Origin of the sequence: Klebsiella sp. 54 (assembly GCF_018223875.1) — a bacterium.
Classification (GTDB): domain Bacteria; phylum Pseudomonadota; class Gammaproteobacteria; order Enterobacterales; family Enterobacteriaceae; genus Klebsiella; species Klebsiella quasipneumoniae.
The window spans coordinates 1344274-1366300 of record NZ_JAGRRA010000002.1 but is presented as its reverse complement, the minus strand read 5'-3'; the positions used below and the strand labels follow the sequence as shown (position 1 = coordinate 1366300).

Sequence of the window (22027 nt, the reverse complement as noted above, 5' to 3'; positions counted from 1 at the left end):
GGCGGAAGCCGCCACCCGGCAGAAAGGCGATCACAATAACGAAAACCGGTTTGTCATCGGCCATAGCCGCCCCGAAGGGCGGCCAGGTTTACTTCACGCAGCGGGCGCACTGCGATGTCTGGATCTGCTGGAAGAAGTCGTTGCCTTTATCATCGACGAGAATAAACGCCGGGAAGTCTTCCACGTCGATTTTCCAGATAGCCTCCATCCCCAGTTCCGGATACGCCACGCACTCAAGGCTGCGGATGCTCTGCTGAGCCAGTACCGCCGCCGGGCCGCCGATGCTGCCGAGGTAGAAGCCGCCGTGCTTGTGGCAGGCGTCGGTGACCTGCTGGCTGCGGTTGCCTTTCGCCAGCATGATCTTGCTCGCGCCGTGCGACTGCAGCAGATCGACGTAAGAGTCCATGCGCCCTGCGGTAGTCGGGCCGAGGGAGCCGGAGGCGTAACCGTCCGGCGTCTTGGCCGGGCCGGCGTAGTAGATCGGGTGATCTTTGACGTACTGCGGCAGGGCTTCGCCATTATCAATAAGCTCTTTCAGCTTGGCGTGGGCGATATCGCGGGCCACGATAATAGTGCCGCTCAGCGACAGACGCGTGGACACCGGGTACTGCGACAGCAGCGCCAGGATCTCGCTCATCGGCTGGTTAAGATTCACTTTCACCGCTTCGCCTTCCCCAGCCTGGCGCAGATGCTCAGGGATATATTTCCCCGGATTGCTCTCCAGCTTCTCAATCCAGATGCCGTCGCGGTTGATTTTGGCTTTGATGTTGCGGTCGGCGGAACAGGAGACGCCCATCCCTACCGGGCAGGAAGCGCCGTGACGCGGCAGACGGATCACGCGGATATCGTGGGCGAAATATTTGCCGCCGAACTGCGCGCCGAGGCCGAGGTTCTGCGCTTCCAGCAGCAGTTCTTGCTCCAGTTGCACGTCGCGGAAAGCCTGCCCATGTTCGTTACCTTCGGTCGGCAGGCCATCGTAGTATTTGGTGGAGGCCAGCTTGACGGTTTTCAGCGTCGCTTCCGCCGAAGTCCCGCCGATGACAAAGGCGATATGGTACGGCGGACAAGCGGCGGTCCCCAGGGTGCGCATCTTCTCGACCAGATAGTTTTTCAGCTTCGCCGGGGTGATCAGCGCTTTGGTTTCCTGGTACAGATAGGTTTTGTTAGCCGAGCCGCCGCCCTTGGCGATGCAGAGGAATTTATACTCATCGCCATCGGTAGCATAGAGGTCAATCTGCGCCGGCAGGTTGGTGCCGGTGTTAACCTCTTTATACATATCCAGCGGGGCGTTCTGCGAATAGCGCAGGTTGTCCTGGATATAGGTGTTGTACACCCCCTGCGCCAGGGCGGCCTCATCGCCTCCGCCGGTCCAGACGCGCTGGCCTTTTTTACCCATGATGATCGCGGTGCCGGTGTCCTGACAGGTGGGCAGAATGCCTTTGGCGGCGATATCGGAGTTGCGCAGGAACTGCAGGGCGACGTATTTGTCGTTTTCGCTGGCTTCCGGGTCGTTCAGGATATCCGCCACCTGCTGCTGATGCGCCGGGCGAAGCATAAAGGAGGCGTCGTGGAAGGCATGTTGCGCCAGAAGGGTCAGCGCCTGAGGGTCAACTTTTAGCACTTCCTGGCCGGCAAATTCGGCGACGGAGACGTAATCACTGCTGAGGAGATAATACTCGGTGTCATCCTTTTTGAGGGGAAAAGGATCCTGGTAAACAAACGGTTTATTCGACATTGTACTCTCACTTACTGCTTTGGCTGATTATGTTTCAGGCAGGGACTCCATGTGCCTGTAGAAAAGCGAGTCGATCAATCTTACACAATTTTTTAACAAAAACTGAGACAGGGACGACTTTTTCTTTCAGCAGTTGCTTCTCCAGCGTTTGCTGGTTTAATAGGGCGATAATTTTAATTTGATTGATACAGGGAATGAGAATGCAAAAGCTGATCAACGCCGTACAGAACTATGCCTGGGGAAGCCACACCGCCTTAACTGAACTGTATGGCATCGCCAACCCGGACAACCAGCCGATGGCAGAGCTGTGGATGGGGGCGCATCCGAAGAGCAGCTCGCAGGTCCTGACGGCCGATGGCCAGCCGCGTTCGCTGCGCGAGGTGATTGACGCGGATAAAGCCGCCCTGCTCGGCGAAAAAGTGGCGCAACGCTTCGGTGAGCTGCCGTTCCTGTTTAAAGTGCTGTGCGCCGCGCAGCCTCTCTCCATTCAGGTCCATCCTAACAAGCAGGCCTCCGAAGAGGGTTTCGCCCGCGAGAACGCCGCCGGCATCCCCCTCTCCGCCGCCGAACGTAACTACAAAGATCCGAACCACAAGCCGGAGCTGGTTTTCGCCCTGACCCCGTTCCTGGCGATGAACGCGTTTCGCGAGTTCAGCGAAATTGTCAGCCTGCTGCAGCCGGTGGCCAACGCACACCCGGCGATCGGCGCCTTCCTGCAGCAGCCGGACGCGACTCGCCTGAGCCAGCTGTTTGCCAGCCTGCTGAATATGCAGGGCGAGGAAAAAGCCCAGGCGCTGCAGGCGCTGCGCGAGGTGCTGGACCGTGAGCAGGGCGAACCGTGGCAAACCATCCGCCTGATCGCGGAATTCTATCCCGACGACAGCGGCCTCTTCTCCCCACTGCTGCTGAACGTGGTGAAGTTGAATCCTGGCGAAGCGATGTTCCTGTTTGCCGAAACGCCGCACGCTTATCTGCAAGGGGTAGCGCTGGAGGTGATGGCCAACTCGGATAACGTGCTCCGCGCCGGCCTGACGCCGAAGTACATTGATATCCCTGAGCTGGTGGCCAACGTTAAGTTCGAGGCTAAACCGGCGGGTGAGCTGCTGACCCAGCCGCAGCGCCACGGCGCGGAACTGGACTTCCCGATCCCGGTGGAAGATTTTGCCTTCTCGCTGCACGATCTCTCCACCGAGGCCAGCGATCTGGCCCAGGCGAGCGCGGCGATCGTTTTCTGCGTCGACGGCGAAGCCGTGCTGCGCAAAGGCGACCAGAGCCTGACCCTCAAGCCGGGCGAATCGGCCTTTGTGGCCGCCAATGAATCGCCGGTGCAGGTCAGCGGCCATGGCCGCGTGGCGCGCGTGTTCAATAAGCTCCAGTAAACGACTGACCTTTCAGGTCTCGCTTACTGATTATGACAACTCAGCCAGGCGGTCTCTCCGCCTGGCTTCATTTATGGACAAATGCTATGAAAAAATCGCTGGTCGCAGCAGGAATCATCGTGGCGCTGGGCGTGGTATGGACAGGCGGCGCCTGGTACACCGGTAAACAGCTGGAAGGCCGAATTGCCGATATGGTGCAGCAGACTAACGCACAGCTACGCAGCAGCGCGCCGGAGTCAGGTCTGGAGCTGAGCTATCAGGACTACCAGCGCGGGCTGTTCAGCAGCCATCTGCAGCTGGTGGTGAAGCCCATCGCCGGTCAGGCTAACGGCTGGCTGGCCGCCGGACAGAGCGTGGTGCTTGACGAGGTGGTCGATCACGGCCCCTTCCCGCTGGCCTCGTTAAAAACCTTTAATCTGGCTCCGGCGATGGCTTCGGTCCACACCACGCTGGTGAAAAACGACGCCAGCCAGGCATTGTTCGAGATAGCCAAAGGCACTACCCCCTTCACCGTTGATACGCGCATCGCCTACAGCGGCGACAGCCAGTCGGCGATCGTTCTCAATGCCCTCGACTACGCCAAAGGGGATGAGAAAGTCACCTTCAGCGGCGGCCAGTTCCAGCTCGACGCCGACCGCGACGGCAAAAACATCAGCCTGAAGGGCCAGGCCGGCAGCGGTCAGATCGATGCCCTCAACGAATATAACCAGAAGGTGCAACTGCGCTTCGTCAACCTGACCACCGACGGCGCCACCGAGCTGGCCAGCTTCAACGAGCGTATCGGCCAGCAAAAAATGACCCTCGATAAGCTGGCCATCAGCGTCGAAGGCAAAGAGCTGGCGCTGGTTGACGGCATGGCGCTGGACGGCGGCTCGACGTTGACCAAGGACGGCAAAGGCGTGAACAGCCAGGTGAACTACACCGTCAACAGCCTTAAGCTGCAGGGTCAGGATATGGGCAGCGGCAAACTGACGCTGAAAGTGGATAACGTCGACGGTCAGGCGTGGCACCAGTTCAGCCAGCAGTACAGCGCGCAGTCTCAGGCGCTGCTGGCGAAGCCAGAGCTGGCGCAGAACCCGGAGCTGTACCAGCAGGCGCTTACCGAAACCCTGTTCAATGCGCTGCCGATCCTGCTTAAGGGCAATCCGTCGGTGACCATCTCCCCGCTGAGCTGGCGCAACGCCAAAGGCGAAAGCACCCTCAACCTCTCGGTTCTGCTGAAAGATCCGGCCCAGGTGACCGCTCCGCCGCAGACGCTGGCGGACAGCCTGGATCGCGTGGTGCAGTCCCTTGACGGCAAAGTGGTGATCCCGGTGGATATGGCGACGGAGTTTATGACTAAGATCGCCGGTCTGGAAGGCTACCAGCCAGCCGACGCCGCCAAACTCGCCGATCAGCAGGTCAAAGGCCTGGCGGCGATGGGCCAGATGTTCCGCATCACCACCATGGAAGATAATGCCATCAGCAGCAGCCTGCAGTACGCGAACGGCCAGGTGACGCTGAACGGCCAGAAAATGCCGCTGGAGGATTTTGCCGCGATGTTTGGTCTGGAAGCGCCTTCGCTACCGGACGGCGCGCCGCAGGACGGCCAGCCGCAGCAGGATGACGCCGCGCCTCAGCAGGACGACGCCGCCCCGCAGCCGTAACGTATCGGCTCAGGAGACGGCCACCGCGCGCCGTCTCCGTCATTTTCTCGTCACCAGCCGCGGGGGCATGATCTGGTTTCGCGTCTCGCCCGCGCCCTCCTCCAGCCGCCGCAGCATCGACTCCGCCAGCGTTTTGCCCATCTCGCGCGCCGGGGTAGTGACCCAGGTGAGCGGCAGGTCGTCAAGCGCGGCCTCGGGCACATCGGCGAACGCCGCCAGCGCCACCCGCTGCTCGAAGTAGCTGTCGACGCCATCTTCCCCGCTCTGCCTTCCAGCCCGCAGCAGACCGAACCACGCGCCGGTCGCCACCACGTTGTTGTAGCACACCACCGCGGTGATGGTCGGATTTTGCCCCAGCAGCGCGGTCATCGCCTCCGCCGCCTGCTTCTGGCTCGACTCGCACTCCAGCACCCATTCGCTGTGAAACGGCAGACCGTATTTCAGCAAGGTGGCGCAATAGCCGCCGACCCGCTCGGCGCGGGTCAGCGACGAGCTCTGGCCGCCAAGCCAGGCGATCCGCTGATGGCCGCGGCGGATCAGATGCTCGGTCACCAGCTGCGCCGCCTGCATGTTGTCCGGGCGGATCAGGTCGACATCGTCGAGGTAGCTGGCGCGGGAAGCGAACACCAGCGGCACCCTCGCCTCCGCCGCCCGCTCGCGCAGCTCGCTGCCCCGGTCGATGGCCCCGGCGATGATCACCCCGTCCACCCCCTGCGCCGCCAGCGTATCAAACCGCTGTGCCATCTTCTCGCCGCTGCGTCCCCCCTGGGTGAGAAACACCATTTTCCCCTGCCTCTCCAGGGCATCGGTGAGGCCGGCGGTTAACTCGGCATAGAACGGTTTAGAGAGATCGCTGACGATAAGGCCAATCACCCCGCTCTGTCCGCCGCGCAGCGAGGCGGCCTGACGGTTGCGCACAAATCCCAGCTGCTCGATGGCCTGATTAACCCGCTCGCCGGTGGCGCTGGAGATGCGCCCTTTGCCGCTCAGCACCAGCGAAACGGTGCTCACGGAGACGCCGGCGGCCAGCGCTACATCATTGATGGTGATCTTTTTTGCGATTGCCATAACCTGCTGGCTGACTCCCTTGCCTGTCGATAAAACGTTTTATCATTGTGCGATCTTTATAAACCTTATTATCGCTTGAATATGTGATTTTTATCGCACTAAAAAGTGGTAAAACGTTTTATCTTGCCGTGGCGTTAGTTCTTCCCGACCACTTGAGAATCAGGAACCGTGCTATGACGGCGAAAACCGCACCAAAAATCACCTTGTGGGAATTTTTCCAGCAGCTGGGAAAAACCTTTATGCTGCCCGTGGCGTTGCTCTCGTTTTGCGGGATCATGCTGGGGATCGGCAGCTCGTTAAGCAGTCACGATGTTTTGACCCTGCTGCCGTGGCTGGATATGCCGCTGCTGCAGGCCATCTTTATCTGGATGAGCAAAGTCGGCTCCTTTGCCTTCAGCTTCCTGCCGGTGATGTTCTGTATCGCCATCCCGTTGGGGCTGGCGCGGGAGAACAAAGGCGTCGCCGCCTTCGCCGGTTTTGTCGGCTACGCGGTCATGAACCTGGCGGTCAACTTCTGGCTGACGGCGAAAGGCATTCTGCCCACCACCGACGCCTCGATCCTTAAGGCCAACAATATCCAGAACATCATCGGTATTCCATCGATCGATACCGGGATCCTCGGGGCGGTTATCGCCGGGATTATCGTCTGGCTGCTGCATGAGCGCTTTCACAACATTCGCCTGCCGGACGCCCTGGCCTTCTTCGGCGGCACCCGCTTCGTGCCGATCGTCACCACTGTGGTGCTGGGTCTGGTCGGGCTGGCGATCCCGCTGGTGTGGCCGGTCTTCGCCATGGGGATCAACGCCCTCGGGAAGATGATCAATAGCGCCGGCGATTTTGGGCCGATGATCTTCGGCACCGGCGAGCGACTGCTGCTGCCGTTTGGCCTGCACCACATCCTGGTGGCGCTGATCCGCTTCACGGAAGCCGGCGGCACCCTCGACGTCTGCGGCCACAGCGTCAGCGGCGCGCTGACCATCTTCCAGGCGCAGCTGAGCTGCCCGACCACCCACGGCTTCGCCGAAAGCGCCACCCGCTTCCTGTCGCAGGGTAAGATGCCAGCCTTCCTCGGCGGTCTGCCGGGCGCCGCGCTGGCGATGTACCACTGCGCCCGTCCGGAAAACCGGCATAAAATTAAAGGCCTGCTGATCTCCGGGGTGATCGCCTGCGTGGTGGGCGGCACCACCGAGCCGCTGGAGTTCCTGTTCCTGTTCGTGGCGCCGGTCCTGTATGTCATCCACGCCCTGCTGACCGGTCTCGGCTTTACCATCATGGCGGTGCTCGGCGTCACCATCGGCAACACCGACGGCAATATTATCGACTTCGTGGTGTTTGGCATCCTGCATGGTCTGGCGACCAAGTGGTATCTGGTGCCGGTGGTGGCGGCAATCTGGTTTGCGGCCTACTATGCCATCTTCCGCTTCGCCATCACCCGCTTCAATCTGAAAACGCCGGGCCGCGATATCGACACCGCCGCCAGCGTGGAGAAAGCGGTCGCTGGCACCATTGGTAAATCCGGGTATAACGTGCCGGCGATTCTGGCGGCCCTCGGCGGCGCCGACAACATTGTCTCGCTGGATAACTGCATTACCCGTCTGCGTCTGTCGGTACAAGATATGAGCAAAGTGGACGCTGCCGCGCTGAAAGCCCACCGCGCCATCGGGGTGGTTCAGCTCAACCAGCATAATCTGCAGGTGGTGATTGGCCCGCAGGTGCAGTCGGTAAAAGATGAAATGGCCACGCTGATGAATACCGTTCAGGCCTGATCTCACCGGTCCCCTTCCGGCACGGAAGGGGACCCTTGCTGAGGAAGTTCCGATGTTTGATTTTTCCATACCCATCGACCGCCACGGCACCTGGTGCACGCAGTGGGACTATGTCGCAGACCGCTTTGGCGTCCCCGACCTGCTGCCGTTCACCATCTCCGATATGGATTTCGCCACCGCGCCCTGCATTCTCGACGCCGTCAGCCGGCGGCTGGCCCACGGCGTGTTCGGCTACAGCCGCTGGCAGAACGAGGCGTTTCTCGGGGCGATTGCCCACTGGTACGCCAGCCGCTTTCACAGCGTCATCGATCCGCAAACGGTGGTTTACGGACCGTCGGTTATTTATATGGTGGCGGAAACCATCCGCCAGTGGTCGCAAGAAGGCGACGGCGTCGTCGTCCATACTCCCGCCTACGATGCGTTCTATAACACTATCACCGCTAACCGCCGACAGATCGCCCCGGTGCCACTGACCCTGACGAACAATCACTGGCACTGCGATATGGCGCGCCTGGAAGCGGCGCTGGCGGAGCCGAAGAATACCCTGCTGCTGCTCTGCAGCCCGCACAACCCAACGGGCAAAGTCTGGCGCCGCGAGGAGCTCCAGACCATGGCGGCGCTGTGCCAAAAGCATGGCGTCAGGGTGATTAGCGACGAAATTCATATGGACATGACCTGGGGCGACCACCGTCATATCCCGTGGAGCGAGGTGGCTCAGGGGCCGTGGGCGCTGTTCACCTCCGGATCAAAGAGCTTCAATATTCCGGCCTTTACCGGGGCCTATGGCTTTATCCCCGAGGCAAACTGCCGCGACAGCTATCTGCAGGCGCTGAAAGCGCGGGACGGACTCTCGTCGCCCTCGGTGCCGGCGCTGGTGGCTCATATCGCCGCCTACCGCGATGGGGCGCCCTGGCTCGACGCCCTGCGCGACTACCTGCAGGAGAACCTGCGCTTTGTGGCTGATACGCTCAATCGCGCCTTTCCTGCGCTGCGCTGGCAGCCGCCGGAGGCCACCTACCTGGCGTGGATCGACCTGCGCCCCCTCAACATTGACGACCGCGCACTGCAGCAGGTGCTGATCGCCGGGCAGAAGGTGGCGATTATGCCGGGATATACCTATGGTCACGAAGGCAATGGCTTTCTGCGCCTCAACGTCGGCTGTCCACGCGAGAAGCTGGAGCGCGGTGTCGCAGGGCTGATAGCCGCCCTGCGCAGCCTCAGTTGACGCGCGGCACTGACTACAGATCGTCACGCCGGCGGAACGCCAGGTAGCCGGCGCCGAGGGTAAAGATGCCGACAATCACCACCAGCAGGATAAACCCGTGGTGATTGCTCGCCAGCGGGATCCCGCCGACGTTCATGCCGAAGAAACCGGCCACAATGTTAATCGGTAGCGCGAGGACCGTGATCACCGTCAGGGTGTAGAGGGTGCGGTTACTCTGCTCCAGCTGGCGGGCGCCGATCTCCTCCTGCAGCAGGCTGATGCGCTCGATCAGGCCGGACAGGTCATTAAGCACCACGCTAAACTCTTCGGTGAACTGACGAAATGCCTGCACCACCGCGCGATCCATCCACGCTGGCGGCCGGTTAAGCAGCCGGAACATGGCCGCCGGTTCCGGCGCCAGCAGCCGTTGAAAACGCAGCAGCATCCGCCGCAGCCGCGCCAGATCGGCCCGATTACGCTGCACGTGATTGCTCAGGAGCCGCTCTTCAATCAGGTCGACGTGGCGGCTGGCCTGGCGCACCACCTGCTCCAGCACCTCCTCCTGCTCCTCCAGCAAAAAGGCCAGCAGTTCAGCGGAGGTATGCACCTTAAGCGTATGCAGACGCGGCAGCATCCATTCGATAAACCGCAATGGTTTGAAACGCGCTGTCACCACCAGCTTCGGGCTACAGTAGAGCCACAGCGTGGCGGTTTCCGCGCTGGTGTCTTGCGGACGAAACAGCACGTCGTTAAGCACGGCGAACAGATTTTCCCCTTGCCGTTCAATACGGGTGGTATGCGAGCCGCTGCGGATCTCCTCAAAGAAAAAGTCCGCCACGGGAAAGTGACTGATTAGCCATTTTTCGGCGGTGGCGTGATTGAGATTAAGATGCAGCCAGATAAAGGCCTTATCGTCAGCCAGCGCCTGATAGCTGGCGCATACCTCACCAGAGGCAATAGGCTGTGGGGGGTGATCTTCGTGAAACAGATAGCCATACACCAGGCCGGACACTTCCATATCAAAATCGGGCTTTAACATCTTCGCGGTGACGTCTTGACTCATGGCTCCCTCAGGACAGGCACTGGCACCGTTGATGCCCAGATAGCGCCATATTTCGCTATTTTTCGCGGACTGGCAAGGTTAATAATCCTGCCGCAAAACCGTCATCTGACGGACATATTTCGGGCAGCATGCCTGAGTCATACCCGGCGTGCTGACCAAGCGCATCGCGCGACGATCTGGCCTTCTGGCTGTGCTTTTATCGTCACTATTAAAATAATTTTGATATTCCTCAAAACTTTTTTAGGCGGGAAGCGGTATTAATTTGGCCGCTTAATCATTGCTTACCCTGGTTTATTGAGGAGGAGACCATGAAAACCTATGACCGTAATCGTAACGCTATTGCTACCGGCAGTATGGTCATGATCGCTGGTAACGGTACGACGGGCGTGATTAAAGCGATCCATGGCGAGGGGAAAACCGCCGAGCAGCTGCGTCGGGCGGACTGCGTGGAAATCGACGGCTGCGAGGGACGCTTCTGCCCGTTAGATCTGATCCGTCTCGGTTTCCATTAATCCCTGCCGTCAAGGCACCATGAGCAGGCCACCCAGCGTGGCCTCTTCTTTTTCAGGCTGATCCAGGCGCTTAGCGAAAGCTCCACTGAATACTCATCACGAAGATCGCCGGTATAATAATCCCGCCCTCGACGCCGAAGTAATCGGTAAAGTTGTATTGCAGACCATGATAAATATAGGGCGAAAAACCGACGCCGGTGATTTTTTTGGCGGTGCGGTAGGTGCCTGAGTCGCCGCAGTGGCTGAAAGCGTCAAAGAAAAATTCCCCGGTATAGGCATACACGCCTTTCAGCAGCCAGCCGGTGTCGTTTTTCAGCCAGTCGCGGCGCACGCCGAGGGTCAGACAGCGATCGTCGAAGCTGTTTTTCATGGTGCCGACCAGCGCGCTGTATTTTGAATCCGCTGAAAACTTGCGCTCCACCGAGAAAAAGTTGTTGTTGAAATGCTCGTTATATTGTCCGTGGTTACCGGTCATGTGATAAACATAGGAGCCGGTATTCATCGAATAAAGATTGAATTCCCCGGCCTGCGCCGACGGCATGGCAACCAACAATAGCCCGGATAACAAAATCCATAAATTATTTAACATTCAGTAACCTACGCCACACCTGCAAAAAAAGAACCCGGCATACTATCACCGCGAAGCTAAACCAAAGGGCAATCAGATACACCGACGCTTTTCGCGGCAGGCAAACATGATGCTATAAGCACTATAGCAGTCGCCCTCTCGCCTGGTGAGCGCCAGCGGCTATACTGCTGACACATTCATCTTATTGATTAAGGACTGCTGTGTTAGCCACTCTCCTCGTTGCGCTGGTCGCTATTATTCATCTCGCCATCCTGGTGCTGGAGATGTTTTTCTGGGAAGCGCCCGCCGGGCGCCGGGCCTTTAACCTCAGCGCCGATTTCGCCCGGGAAAGCCGGGTGCTGGCGGCCAACCAGGGGTTGTATAACGGTTTCCTGGCCGCCGGCCTGGCATGGGGGCTGTGGCTGGGGGCATCGGGCGTGCAGGTGGTGATCTTTTTCCTCGCCTGCGTGCTGGCCGCCGGGGTATTCGGCGCGCTGACCGCCAGCCGCAAAATTCTCTATATTCAGGCGCTGCCCGCGCTGCTGGCGCTGCTTGCGGTGCTGGCGCAGGCGTAGGGTCTTGATCCAAAACAGAGAAAGCAGGCGCTAAGGCGGATACTATGTGCCCCCTTCGGTCGGTCATCGACCGTTAATACCTTCTGAGTTCAGAGGCATTTTTATGACATGGCAATCCTTCAAACAGGCCTGGCTTATCCGGTTCTGGTCTCCCGTCCCGGCGGTCATCGCCGCGGGCATTCTCTCAACCTACTATTTTGGCATCACCGGCACCTTCTGGGCGGTGACCGGCGAATTTACCCGCTGGGGTGGCCAGCTGCTGCAGCTGCTGGGGGTCCACAGCGAACAGTGGGGCTATTATCAGCTGATCCATCTCGACGGGACGCCGCTGACCCGCATCGACGGCAGGATGATCATCGGCATGTTCGGCGGCTGCCTGGCCGCGGCATTGTGGGCCAATAACGTCAAACTGCGCTTGCCACGCAGCCGGATCCGCATAGTGCAGGCCGTGGCCGGGGGCATCATCGCCGGGTTCGGCGCGCGGCTGGCGATGGGCTGCAATCTGGCGGCGTTTTTCACCGGCATTCCGCAGTTCTCCCTGCACGCCTGGCTGTTTGCCATCGCCACCGCCATCGGCTCCTGGTTTGGCGCTCGCTTCACCCTGCTGCCTCTATTTCGCATCCCGGTAAAAATGCAAAAGGTATCCGCCGCTTCGCCGTTAACCCAAAAACCGCTGCAGGCACGCCGCCGTTTCCGCCTGGGCATGGTGGTCTTTTTCGCCATGATCGGCTGGGGCCTGCTCACCGCCGCAGACCACCCTGCGCTCGGCCTGGCGATGCTGTTCGGCATCGGCTTCGGTCTGCTTATCGAGCGGGCGCAGATCTGCTTTACCTCCGCCTTTCGCGATATGTGGATCACCGGCCGGACGGTGATGGCGAAGGCGATAATCTTCGGCATGGCGGCGAGCGCCATCGGCATCTTCAGCTATGTGCAACTGGGGATGGCGCCGAAAATCATGTGGGCCGGTCCCAATGCGGCGATCGGCGGGCTACTGTTCGGCTTTGGCATCGTGCTGGCCGGCGGCTGTGAGACCGGCTGGATGTACCGGGCGGTGGAAGGCCAGGTTCACTACTGGTGGGTGGGGCTGGGCAACGTCATTGGCTCCACGCTGCTCGCCTGGTGCTGGGACGATATCGCCGCCCCGCTCGCCACCCACTGGCAAAAGGTCAACCTGCTGAACGCTTTTGGTCCCTTCGGCGGACTGCTGGCGACCTATCTGCTGCTGCTGATCGCCCTGCTGCTGGTGATCGCCTGGGAGAGACATTTTTTCCGCCGCCAGTCGGCAGCGGTCCGGACTGTGAAGGAGAGTGCATGAAAAACATCATCCCTGATTATCGCCTGGACATGGTCGGCGAGCCCTGCCCCTATCCGGCGGTCGCCACCCTGGAGGCGATGCCCTCCCTGCAAAAAGGCGAGATCCTCGAAGTGATAAGCGACTGTCCGCAGTCGATCAATAACATTCCGCTCGATGCCAGGAACCATGGCTATACGGTGCTGGATATTCAGCAGGATGGCCCGACCATTCGCTATCTGATCCAGAAGTAATCCCATTTTCCCGCCGGCGACCTTCATCGCCGGCATGGATTTCCCCGTCTCGCCATGTCCTCACCATCAGATGGGCCGTGCAGGCAAACGATTGCAATAGATTGTAACACTTGAAACGGTGTTCCAGTTATCAAATAACCATTAATATAACGCGGCTATATTATTAAAATACGAATAAGTAACTTCGTGAATGGTTTCTGCCGCTACCGGCCAAAGCCGCACACAGCAATACAATAAGGATAGAAATGGAACTGCTGGCCAGGCTGGGTTATTTTTTTGAGCAAGTGCGTGCAGATGCCGATTTTGCCACCTTCGCCAATGAACTACGTCGGCACCAGGTCTCGTGTTACATCTACTTTGTCTCCACCGGCAATATGAATTTCGTGATGGCAAACGACAAGGTGATCACGATAAAAAGCGCCCGCAGCCTGCTGCGCGTGCGCAGCGCCCCCAACCAGCAGCTGACCTCGGCTGCGGTCATCCGCCATTTTGCCGGCGCCATCAACTTTGAACAATACTGTAAGGATCTCGCCAGCGCCGGGGTGTTTAAGTGGAGCGTCGACCTGGACGAGGAGACTCGCCACTACTGGTCGAAGGATAACCGGCTGCTGTATAAAGAGAGCCTGATTCCCCCCTGAGCGGGTCCCGGGGGGAAGTCTGGTTTGCGGGGCCAGCTCTTAATCGCGGGTCTGCACCCAAAAGGCGTGGATCAGGCCTGGAATATAGCCCAGCAGGGTCAAAATAATGTTGAGAATAAACGCCCAGCCGAAACCTTTCCCCAGCAGAACCCCCAGCGGCGGCAGAATGATAGTAAAAACGATTCTCCAGAATCCCATAAGTTCTCCCTTCATCTAATGTCAACATTTTACTAAGCTATTCAATAGTTAAGCATAGACGCTTTTCACCGCTTCGCCAGCAGGCTGCGCCCTCATCTCCGGTAACAAAAATTATTTCCTGCCGTCACGGATAAAAAAGTCCGCCAAAACATCCACTTTTTTGCCTCATGCTGTGGGCCTGACAGAGAACCGCACAGATTGTCAGTTGACCTGGCTGCCAGTCAGGACTAAGCCTGGAGAAGTTTTATCACATCGAGTCGTTTTACCAACCGGAGAATATCCATGAGTAAACTTGGGATTAATGGTTTTGGTCGTATCGGACGTCTGGTGTTACGCCGTTTATTAGAAGTCGACAGCAGCCTCGAGGTGGTGGCCATCAACGACCTCACCTCGCCAAAAGTGCTGGCCTACCTGTTAAAGCATGATTCAAACTACGGCCCCTTCCCGTGGAGCGTCGACTTCACGGAAGATGCGCTGATCGTCAACGGCAAGACCATCACCGTGTATGCCGAAAAAGAGGCGCAGCATATTCCGTGGCAGGCGGCGGGCGCGGAAGTGATTGTGGAGTGTACCGGGTTCTACACCTCGGCAGAGAAATCGCAGGCCCATCTTCAGGCCGGCGCACGCAAGGTACTGATTTCGGCCCCCGCCGGCGAGATGAAAACCATCGTCTATAACGTCAACGATGACACCCTGACGGCGGATGACACCATCATCTCCGTCGCCTCCTGCACCACCAACTGCCTGGCGCCAATGGCCAAAGTGCTGCAGGACGCCTTCGGCATCACCGTAGGCACCATGACCACCATCCACGCCTATACCGGCACCCAGTCGCTGGTGGACGGGCCGCGCGGTAAAGATCTGCGCGCCTCCAGGGCGGCGGCGGAAAACGTCATCCCGCACACCACCGGCGCGGCCAAAGCTATCGGCCTGGTGATCCCCGCCCTGAGCGGCAAGCTGAAAGGCCATGCCCAGCGCGTACCGACCAAAACCGGCTCAGTGACAGAGCTGGTGTCGGTGCTGGAGAAAAAGGTGACTGCGGATGAGGTTAATCAAGCGATGAAGCAGGCGGCTGAGGGCAATGAATCCTTTGGCTATACCGAAGAAGAGATTGTCTCTTCCGATATCATCGGCAGCCATTTCGGTTCAATCTACGATGCCACCCAGCTGGAGATTGTGGAGGCCGGCGGCGTACAGCTGGTGAAAACCGTCGCCTGGTACGACAACGAATACGGTTTTGTCACCCAGCTGATCCGCGTGCTGGAGAAATTTGCCCGCTAAGTGAACGGCGGACAGCCTGCGCTGCCCGCCGATTCTGCATTGAGCGTCTCAGGCCTGCAGATAGACCACCTGGGTCTGCAGGTACTCATTCAGGCCATGGCGGCCATCTGCGCCGCCGATCCCTGATTTACGCCAGCCGGCGTGGAATCCCTGCATCGCCTCAAAGTTCTCGCGGTTGATATAGGTTTCGCCGAACTTCAGCCCCTTAATCGCCTTCATCGCCACGTTGAGATCGCGGGTGTAGATTGAGGAGGTGAGGCCATAATCGCTGTCATTGGCCATCGCCAGCGCTTCATCGAGAGTTGAAAACGCCACCACCGGCAGCACCGGACCGAAGGTTTCCTCATGGATAATATCCATCTCCTGACGCACATCCAGCAGCAGGGTCGGCGGATAAAAATAGCCTTTCCCCTCCAGCGGCTGACCGCCCAGCGCTACCCGCGCCCCCTGCGCCACCGCCTTCGCCACTTTGCGCGCCACCTGATCCCGCGCGGCAGCGTTGATCAGCGGCCCCATCGCGATGTCATCCCGCGCCGCCGGGTCGCCAAACTGCACGGCCTTCATCGCCTCGCCGAGGCGGTTGACGAAGCGGTCGTAAATCCCCTGCTGAACATAGACCCGCTCGACGCAGTTGCACACCTGCCCGGTGTTGATCACCCGCGAGTCCACCACCGCCTTCACCGCCAGCTCCACATCCGCATCGTCCATGACGATGGCCGGCGCTTTGCCGCCAAGCTCAAGGCACACTTTGGTGATATTTTTCGCCGCGGCGGCCATGATTTTCTCCCCCGCCGCCACGCTGCCGGTCATGCTGACCATCGCCACCTTCGGATTGCCGGCCAGCTCCTGGCCGACGGTTTCCCCACGGCCGAGCACCAGGTTAAAGACCCCTTTCGGCAGCCCAACCTGGTGAACGATCTCGGCGAAAGCGATGGCGTTATTGGGCGTGAATTCGCTGGGCTTAATGACGATGGTATTTCCGGTGATCAGCGCCGGCGCCAGCTTGCGGGCGATAAGAAAAAACGGGAAGTTCCACGGCAGGATCCCGGTGGTCACCCCCAGCGCGCGTTTGAAGACAAGGATATTTTCCCCGGGACGGTCGCTCTGCACGATCTCCCCTTCATAACGCCGCGCCCATTCGGCCATGTAGTCGAGATAGTCGGCGGTGAACGCCACCTCCACCGCCGCCAGCTGCTGGATCTTGCCGCCTTCAGCGACGATCAGCCCGGCGATGTCATCGGCACGCTGACGGATGCCGGCGGCAATTTTGCGCAGCCAGCCCGCGCGCTCAATGGCCGGCAGCGCCTCCCAGGCCGGCTGGGCGCGCTCCGCCGCGTCAATCGCCAGCCGCGCCTCTTCCGCGGTCCCGTCCGGGATCCGCGACAGCAGCGCTTCGGTCGCCGGGTTAAGCACGTCGATCCAGCCGTCGCCGCGACCGGAAACGAACTGGCCATCAATATACATCTGGTGTTGAACGGGTGCTGTCATGGCTGCTCCTGTGGTGCATTTGTATTTAACAAGTGATTTTTTTGTTAAATATCGGGCGGATAAGCCGTGGCTTCGCAGCACATTGGCGCAGTTTTGTGAGCTGATTCATAAAACCGGGCCAAAAATACCCGGTTGAGGTTACATTTCAATAACACAAATTGCCCGTTTGCGATAAATCTGCCGCAAACGGGCATTTATCAGCCGAGGATGCGGGCCTGCAGCGCCCCGGCGAGCCGGTCATCCTCCCGCAGCTGTCGCCAGGCGTCGAGGATCTCCGGCGGGAAAGTCACGTGGCTGATAAAGTCTTTCCCCCGTGGACCGTACCCTTCAGGGGAATCCTGCAGACGCGGCAGTTCGCCGAGCAGCAGCGCCAGGTAGCGGGTCACCGGCCACAGCCCCGCCCCGCCGCCCACGAACCCCAGCTGGCCGTCGGTCTGTTCCAGCACCGGCGTGCAGCCGGGAAAGCTCAGCCACTGCGGCGGCGTCGTCGCCCCCTGCCAGACGCGGGCGAAGGTGGCCATCGTCCGCCGCTGCATGGTGGGGTCCTGAATGACGATCCCGCGACGATGGGGGATCCCCCGACTCTCCAGCATTGTGCGAGTAAAGCACGCGTTTTCGCCGCAGTTGGTCGACCGATCCTCCACCACCAGCCGCGGGCGAGGAATGTGCCAGAAGTCATGCGCAATATCCGCCAGAATATGCGCTTCCGGACGCCCCTCCACCGCGAGCGAACGGTAGCGCGGATCTTCGCGCACCGCCTCATACAGAAAACCGGTGGAGTGCCCTACGCCGCCGCTGATCAGCAGCGGAACCTCCTGCTCCGCCGCCAGTCGGCAGGCGGCGTCGATGGTAGGGATCACGGCGTTGCCAGCCAGCACCACCACATCCACCGCCGGCGGCGCGGTCAGCGTCGCCAGATCGTTTTGCGCCAGCCAGCCGCCGGTCAGGTTTGCCGCCGCCAGCGTCGTCGCCGACAGCGGGGGAAAGTGTTCTGCCATTCTGATCTCCTTAATCACCTCTCAGCCGCGCAGAGAGAATAGTCTGGCCATCATAAACGCCGCCTGCCGGGGCGCAAAGCGACGCTGATTTGTAACTATTTTGAAATAACAAGAAACATCTAAAAACACGCAGGTTGCACCTGAATAACTGACCATGAAAATAACAAAAAACAGCAAAAACAGGTGGAAAATAAAAATTTACCTCGCGGTTACACCAGATAAAAGCGCGTTTTCTTGCCCGCATTGCCGAGGGATAACTTGCCAATTGTAACCATCAACTCTAAGTTGCTTAACAATTACACAACCTTTTTCACATCAGGTTGCACCCTGCACGCACAGAGTGACACCTGACCTTTTACCGTGGCGGGAGAACGTTTCGTAATGAGCAATCCAGCAAGCAACACTGCATCCATTCTGCAGAAAAACAAGAAGGTACTGATCGCGAGCCTGACCGGCAGCGCCATCGAATGGTTCGATTATTTTCTCTATGGCACCGCCGCCGCGCTGGTGTTTAACAAAATCTTCTTTCCGATGGTCGACCCGGTCATTGGTCTGATCCTCTCCTGGCTCTCCTTTTCGCTCACCTTTTTTATCCGCCCCATCGGCGGAGTCATTTTCGCCCATATCGGCGATCGCATCGGTCGCAAGAAGACGCTGGTGCTCACCCTGTCGCTGATGGGCAGCGCCACGGTGGCCATTGGCCTGCTGCCCACCTACGAGATGGTGGGCCTGTGGGCGCCGGCCCTGCTGATTACCCTGCGCATTATTCAGGGCATGGGTATCGGCGGCGAATGGGGCGGCGCGCTGCTGCTGGCCTACGAATACGCCCCGGAAAAGCGGAAAGGCTTTTTCGGCAGTATTCCCCAGGCCGGCGTGACCATCGGCATGCTGATGGCAACCTTCATCGTCTCGCTGATGACCCTGTTCGATGAGGCGCAGTTTCTCGCCTGGGGCTGGCGCATTCCGTTCCTGCTCAGCTCCGTCCTCGTTTTTCTCGGCCTGTGGATCCGCAAAGACATCGACGAAACGCCCGCCTTTAAGCAGGTGAAACAGTCTGGCCAGGTGGCGAAGGCTCCGCTGCGCGAGACGCTCCAACACCACTGGCGGGAAGTGCTGATCGCCGCGGGTCTGAAAGTGGTGGAGACCGCCCCCTTCTATATCTTCTCCACCTTTGTGGTCAGCTACGCCACCACCACCCTGAGCTATCAGAAGTCGCAGGCGCTGGAATCCGTCACCCTGGGCGCGCTGGTGGCCACCGTGATGATCCCGCTGATGGGGCTGCTGTCCGACAAGGTGGGCCGGCAAAAAATGTACACCCTGAGCGTGGTGCTGCTGGGGCTGTTTATCGTCCCGTGGTTCCTGCTGCTCGACACCGGCACCAGCTGGGGCATTATGCTGGCGACGATTGTTGCCTTCGGCATCCTGTGGGCGCCGGTGACCGCGGTGCTGGGCACCCTGTGCTCAGAGATATTCAGCGCCAATGTGCGCTATACCGGGATCACCCTCGGCTACCAGCTGGGCGCCGCGCTGGCCGGGGGCACCGCGCCGCTTATCGCCACCGGTCTGCTGGCGAAATACGATGGTGACTGGCGACCGGTGGCCGTCTACCTGGGCGTGACGGTGGCGATTTCGCTGCTGGCGATATTCTGCGCCAGCCGGATGAAATCCGTCCCTGGCGCGGCGCGCTCCCGGGCGGAAAGCGCCTAACCGCAGCCGGTCCGGGCTACCTCGGCGCCGACCATCCTGCCCGGGTGCTGCGCTTGCGCGGGCCTACAGGGGGATCACGCCGCGGGGGAAACCGCTCATCCCAGGCTCAGTAAGACAGTAGGCCCGGTAAGGCGCCAGCCGCCACCGGGCAGACGAACGGGAACAACGGCTAAGACGCCCTGGCCACCCCCTTTAGCCGGCCGCCAGGGCCGGCGGGTGTCAGGCGCTCTGATTGTCCAGCTGAAGCTGCCCCTCGCGCCGCTGCTTCAGCTTCCAGAAGGCCCACAGCGCGATAAACCACAGCGGAGAAGCCAGCAGCGCCAGCAGCGTGTCCGGGTCAAAGATCATGATGAAGATGGCGAAGGCGAAGAACAGCAGGCTCACCCAGCTCATCGCCACGCCAAAGGGCATCTTAAAGATCGAACCGGCGTGCAGGTCCGGACGCTGACGGCGATAAACCAGATAGGCCGCGAGGATCATCCCCCAGCTGAACACCACCATAATCGCCGCCAGGGTCGAGACGATGGTGAACAGGGTCATCACATTCGGCACCAGGAACAGCAGCAGCGTACCGATCAGCATGCAGAAGCAGGAGAACAGCAGGCTGCGCACCGGAATGCGGGTGCTGCGCGACAGAATGCGGAACTTCCAGTGCGCATGCTTCTCCACCGACAGGCCGTACAGCATGCGGGTGCTGGAGAAGACCCCGCTGTTGGCCGAGGACATCGCCGAGGTCAGCGCCACGAAGTTAATCACCGCCGCCGCCGCGGGCAGCCCGGCTTTGGCAAACAGCGTTACGAAGGGGCTGGTCTCCGCCGACACCCCCGGCCAGGAGGCGACAGCGATGATCACCACCATCGACAGCAGATAGAAGATGATAATCCGCAGCGGCAGCGCATTGATCGCCTTGGGCAAAATGCGCTGCGGATCGCGGGTCTCCGCCGTCATCGTCCCCAGCAGTTCGATACCGGTAAAAGAGAAGATCGCTATCTGGAAGCCGGCGAAAAAGCCGGTGATACCGTGAGGCATAAAGGCCGTCGGGTCGGTGAGATGGCTCAGGGAAGCCGTCACGCCGTCCGGAGAGGTCCAGCCGGTGGCAATCATCCAGCCGCCGGTGACGATCAGGGCGATAATGGTAATCACCTTGATCAGGGCGAACCAGAACTCCGCCTCGCCAAACATCTTCACCGACAGCAGGTTGAGCAGGAACAGGATAGCCAGCATGCTGAGGGCCGGCATCCACGCCGACAGCTCGGGGAACCAGTACTGCATATAGCTCCCGCACACCACCACGTCGGCGATACAGGTCACCACCCAGCTCAGCCAGTAGGTCCAGCCGAGATAAAAGCTGGCCTGCGGTCCGAGATACTCGCCGACAAAGTCGGCAAACGAGCGGTAGTCATGGCGAGTGAGCAGCAGCTCCCCCATCGCCCGCATCACCATATAGGTAAAGAACCCGACCAGCACATAGATAACCAGGATCGAAGTGCCGGCGACGGCGATGTTGCGCCCCGCCCCCATAAACAGCCCGGTGCCGATGGCGCCGCCGAGGGCAATCATCTGGATATGGCGGGCGCCAAGCCCGCGCTTAAGCTGTGACGCGCCTTCACCTCCGGCGGCAGATGGCGCCTGATGTTGATGTTCAGTCATGGTGTTTCCTCAGGCTGTTTGCGGGAGGTGAAGCGCCGCGGCGCGGAGCAGCAACCCGGCGCGCTGGCCGGTAGCGACCCCGGCATTGGGAAAGAGGATATAGGGGGCCCGGGCCTGCACCACCCACCGTTTCTCTGCCTGGCGGGCGATCTCATACCCTGCCGGGAGCGCGGTGAAGTTCTCGACGTTGGCCGCCAGATTGAGCGTAAATTCCCCTTCGCGCTTGATGATGCTCTCCTCGACCAGGAAGTAATCCACCGGCGCTTTATCGCGCGCCGGCAGCGGCGCGTCAGAAATCCAGGCCCGGATCGCCGCGTCGGCGGCGGCGAACAGGCTAAGATCGTTGGCGCCGAACGGCATCACTTTTCCCAGCTCAAGGGTGGCGCTTTGCGCGGCGAACTTTTCGCAGGTGAAGTGGGTGAAGGTCCCGCCCGCTTCGGTATGGCGCACGATGGCGTCCATCCCGCTGGCCTGCAGCAGCTGATAGAAGCCGGGCGAAAAATCCTCCTCGTGGGCCGGGAGCAGCGCAAACTGGCGATACAGCGACCCGCGAATGGCGGTATGCATATCGAGATGACTACGGCTGACCGGCCCCGCCGCATCGGCGGCGCGATAGAAGGCCTGCACCGCCTGCTCGAGAGCAAAAGCCCGCCGCGACTCATTGCCCGGGGTGACCGCCAGATGGCGGCCGCCGAACAGGCGATTGAGGTCGTTGTGCAGATAGCGACGCGCGGCGCGGATCGCCGGCAGGTTACCAAAAACGATCAGCAGCGCCTGGGTGAGCGGCTGCCGCCCCTGGCTCAGATCGTGAGTCAGCTGCAGCAGCAGCTCGGTCGGCGCGGTCTCATTGCCATGGACGCCAGCGGAGAGGATCGTCGCCTGACGCCACGGCGTGGCCGGCAGCAACTGCAGTATGCCCTCGCCCAGCCAGCGGGCCTCGATGTCCGCCGGAAAGGTCCACGCCTGCAGGCGGCAGTGCAGTAAATCGTTAACCAGATGCTCCATC

21 protein-coding genes are annotated in these 22027 nt (G+C 60.2%); 12 read left to right on the top strand and 9 right to left on the bottom strand.

Going from position 1 to position 22027, the window contains the following annotated elements; translation table 11 throughout:
* Positions 1 to 88: 88 nt before the first annotated feature.
* Complete coding sequence (gene fumA / locus KHQ24_RS08230; RefSeq protein WP_023318141.1) at positions 89 to 1735, bottom strand: class I fumarate hydratase FumA; 1647 nt, start codon at positions 1733 to 1735, stop codon at positions 89 to 91.
* A 200-nt stretch (positions 1736 to 1935) separates the two neighbouring features.
* Here fumA and manA point away from each other — a divergent pair, with 200 nt between their 5' ends.
* Complete coding sequence (manA, locus tag KHQ24_RS08225) at positions 1936 to 3114, top strand: mannose-6-phosphate isomerase (protein ID WP_004204108.1); 1179 nt, start codon at positions 1936 to 1938, stop codon at positions 3112 to 3114.
* A gap of 86 nt (positions 3115 to 3200) precedes the next feature.
* Entirely contained in the window at positions 3201 to 4760 is a 1560-nt protein-coding gene (locus tag KHQ24_RS08220; protein ID WP_211777219.1) for a YdgA family protein, read from the top strand.
* Positions 4761 to 4799: 39 nt separating this feature from the next.
* On the opposite strand, the gene KHQ24_RS08215 is transcribed toward KHQ24_RS08220, so the two are convergent.
* On the bottom strand, positions 4800 to 5828 hold the full coding sequence (locus KHQ24_RS08215) for a Mal regulon transcriptional regulator MalI (RefSeq protein WP_032455951.1): 1029 nt from the start codon (positions 5826 to 5828) through the stop codon (positions 4800 to 4802).
* 173 nt (positions 5829 to 6001) lie between these two features.
* On the opposite strand from KHQ24_RS08215, the gene malX reads away from it, so the two are divergent.
* Both malX and KHQ24_RS08205 read left to right on the top strand, forming a co-directional pair.
* A complete protein-coding gene (gene malX, locus KHQ24_RS08210; RefSeq protein WP_032455950.1) occupies positions 6002 to 7594 on the top strand; it encodes a maltose/glucose-specific PTS transporter subunit IIBC in 1593 nt (530 codons plus the stop codon).
* A gap of 52 nt (positions 7595 to 7646) precedes the next feature.
* The gene (locus KHQ24_RS08205) at positions 7647 to 8819 is read left to right on the top strand and encodes a MalY/PatB family protein (RefSeq protein ID WP_211777218.1); all 1173 of its coding nucleotides are present in this window, start codon (positions 7647 to 7649) and stop codon (positions 8817 to 8819) included.
* Positions 8820 to 8832: 13 nt separating this feature from the next.
* Here KHQ24_RS08205 and KHQ24_RS08200 read toward each other — a convergent pair whose 3' ends face one another.
* The gene (locus tag KHQ24_RS08200; RefSeq protein WP_048294707.1) at positions 8833 to 9861 is read right to left on the bottom strand and encodes a CorA family divalent cation transporter; all 1029 of its coding nucleotides are present in this window, start codon (positions 9859 to 9861) and stop codon (positions 8833 to 8835) included.
* 308 nt (positions 9862 to 10169) lie between these two features.
* Here KHQ24_RS08200 and ydfZ point away from each other — a divergent pair, with 308 nt between their 5' ends.
* Positions 10170 to 10373 carry a putative selenium delivery protein YdfZ gene (gene ydfZ, locus KHQ24_RS08195; RefSeq protein WP_004151566.1) on the top strand — a complete coding sequence of 68 codons (204 nt, stop codon included), beginning with the start codon at positions 10170 to 10172 and terminating at the stop codon, positions 10371 to 10373.
* Between the two features lie 70 nt (positions 10374 to 10443).
* Here ydfZ and KHQ24_RS08190 read toward each other — a convergent pair whose 3' ends face one another.
* Positions 10444 to 10923 carry a hypothetical protein gene (locus tag KHQ24_RS08190; protein WP_075201775.1) on the bottom strand — a complete coding sequence of 160 codons (480 nt, stop codon included), beginning with the start codon at positions 10921 to 10923 and terminating at the stop codon, positions 10444 to 10446.
* A gap of 239 nt (positions 10924 to 11162) precedes the next feature.
* Between KHQ24_RS08190 and KHQ24_RS08185 the strand changes: the two genes are divergently transcribed.
* From KHQ24_RS08185 to KHQ24_RS08170, 4 genes are all read left to right on the top strand, one after another.
* Positions 11163 to 11516, top strand: a complete 354-nt coding sequence (locus KHQ24_RS08185) for a DUF1304 domain-containing protein (protein WP_043522943.1) — start codon at positions 11163 to 11165, stop codon at positions 11514 to 11516.
* Positions 11517 to 11619: 103 nt separating this feature from the next.
* On the top strand, positions 11620 to 12831 hold the full coding sequence (gene yedE, locus KHQ24_RS08180) for a selenium metabolism membrane protein YedE/FdhT (RefSeq protein ID WP_004204094.1): 1212 nt from the start codon (positions 11620 to 11622) through the stop codon (positions 12829 to 12831).
* A complete protein-coding gene (gene yedF, locus KHQ24_RS08175; RefSeq protein WP_004204092.1) occupies positions 12828 to 13061 on the top strand; it encodes a sulfurtransferase-like selenium metabolism protein YedF in 234 nt (77 codons plus the stop codon). Before yedE ends, yedF begins: the two co-directional genes overlap by 4 nt.
* A 245-nt stretch (positions 13062 to 13306) precedes the next feature.
* Positions 13307 to 13699, top strand: a complete 393-nt coding sequence (locus KHQ24_RS08170) for a DUF1398 domain-containing protein (protein ID WP_004204091.1) — start codon at positions 13307 to 13309, stop codon at positions 13697 to 13699.
* 39 nt (positions 13700 to 13738) lie between these two features.
* Here KHQ24_RS08170 and KHQ24_RS08165 read toward each other — a convergent pair whose 3' ends face one another.
* The gene (locus KHQ24_RS08165) at positions 13739 to 13897 is read right to left on the bottom strand and encodes a YqaE/Pmp3 family membrane protein (RefSeq protein ID WP_002903230.1); all 159 of its coding nucleotides are present in this window, start codon (positions 13895 to 13897) and stop codon (positions 13739 to 13741) included.
* A gap of 282 nt (positions 13898 to 14179) precedes the next feature.
* Here KHQ24_RS08165 and gap point away from each other — a divergent pair, with 282 nt between their 5' ends.
* Positions 14180 to 15178: a type I glyceraldehyde-3-phosphate dehydrogenase gene (gene gap, locus KHQ24_RS08160; protein ID WP_023318131.1), complete on the top strand. Its 999-nt coding sequence runs from the start codon at positions 14180 to 14182 to the stop codon at positions 15176 to 15178.
* 48 nt (positions 15179 to 15226) lie between these two features.
* On the opposite strand, the gene aldA is transcribed toward gap, so the two are convergent.
* A complete protein-coding gene (aldA, locus tag KHQ24_RS08155; protein WP_048294704.1) occupies positions 15227 to 16666 on the bottom strand; it encodes an aldehyde dehydrogenase in 1440 nt (479 codons plus the stop codon).
* On the opposite strand from aldA, the gene KHQ24_RS08150 reads away from it, so the two are divergent.
* Entirely contained in the window at positions 16665 to 16802 is a 138-nt protein-coding gene (locus tag KHQ24_RS08150) for a hypothetical protein (RefSeq protein ID WP_032425978.1), read from the top strand. The genes aldA and KHQ24_RS08150 overlap by 2 nt on opposite strands.
* 61 nt (positions 16803 to 16863) lie before the next feature.
* Here KHQ24_RS08150 and KHQ24_RS08145 read toward each other — a convergent pair whose 3' ends face one another.
* Positions 16864 to 17664 carry a YdcF family protein gene (locus KHQ24_RS08145; protein WP_186920953.1) on the bottom strand — a complete coding sequence of 267 codons (801 nt, stop codon included), beginning with the start codon at positions 17662 to 17664 and terminating at the stop codon, positions 16864 to 16866.
* Between the two features lie 381 nt (positions 17665 to 18045).
* Here KHQ24_RS08145 and KHQ24_RS08140 point away from each other — a divergent pair, with 381 nt between their 5' ends.
* Entirely contained in the window at positions 18046 to 19371 is a 1326-nt protein-coding gene (locus KHQ24_RS08140; protein WP_094309646.1) for an MFS transporter, read from the top strand.
* Positions 19372 to 19590: 219 nt separating this feature from the next.
* Here the strand turns inward: KHQ24_RS08140 and KHQ24_RS08135 are convergent, their stop codons facing one another.
* Complete coding sequence (locus tag KHQ24_RS08135) at positions 19591 to 21021, bottom strand: amino acid permease (protein WP_062913898.1); 1431 nt, start codon at positions 21019 to 21021, stop codon at positions 19591 to 19593.
* 9 nt (positions 21022 to 21030) lie between these two features.
* A complete protein-coding gene (astE, locus tag KHQ24_RS08130; RefSeq protein ID WP_211777217.1) occupies positions 21031 to 22026 on the bottom strand; it encodes a succinylglutamate desuccinylase in 996 nt (331 codons plus the stop codon).
* Position 22027 lies beyond the last annotated feature (1 nt).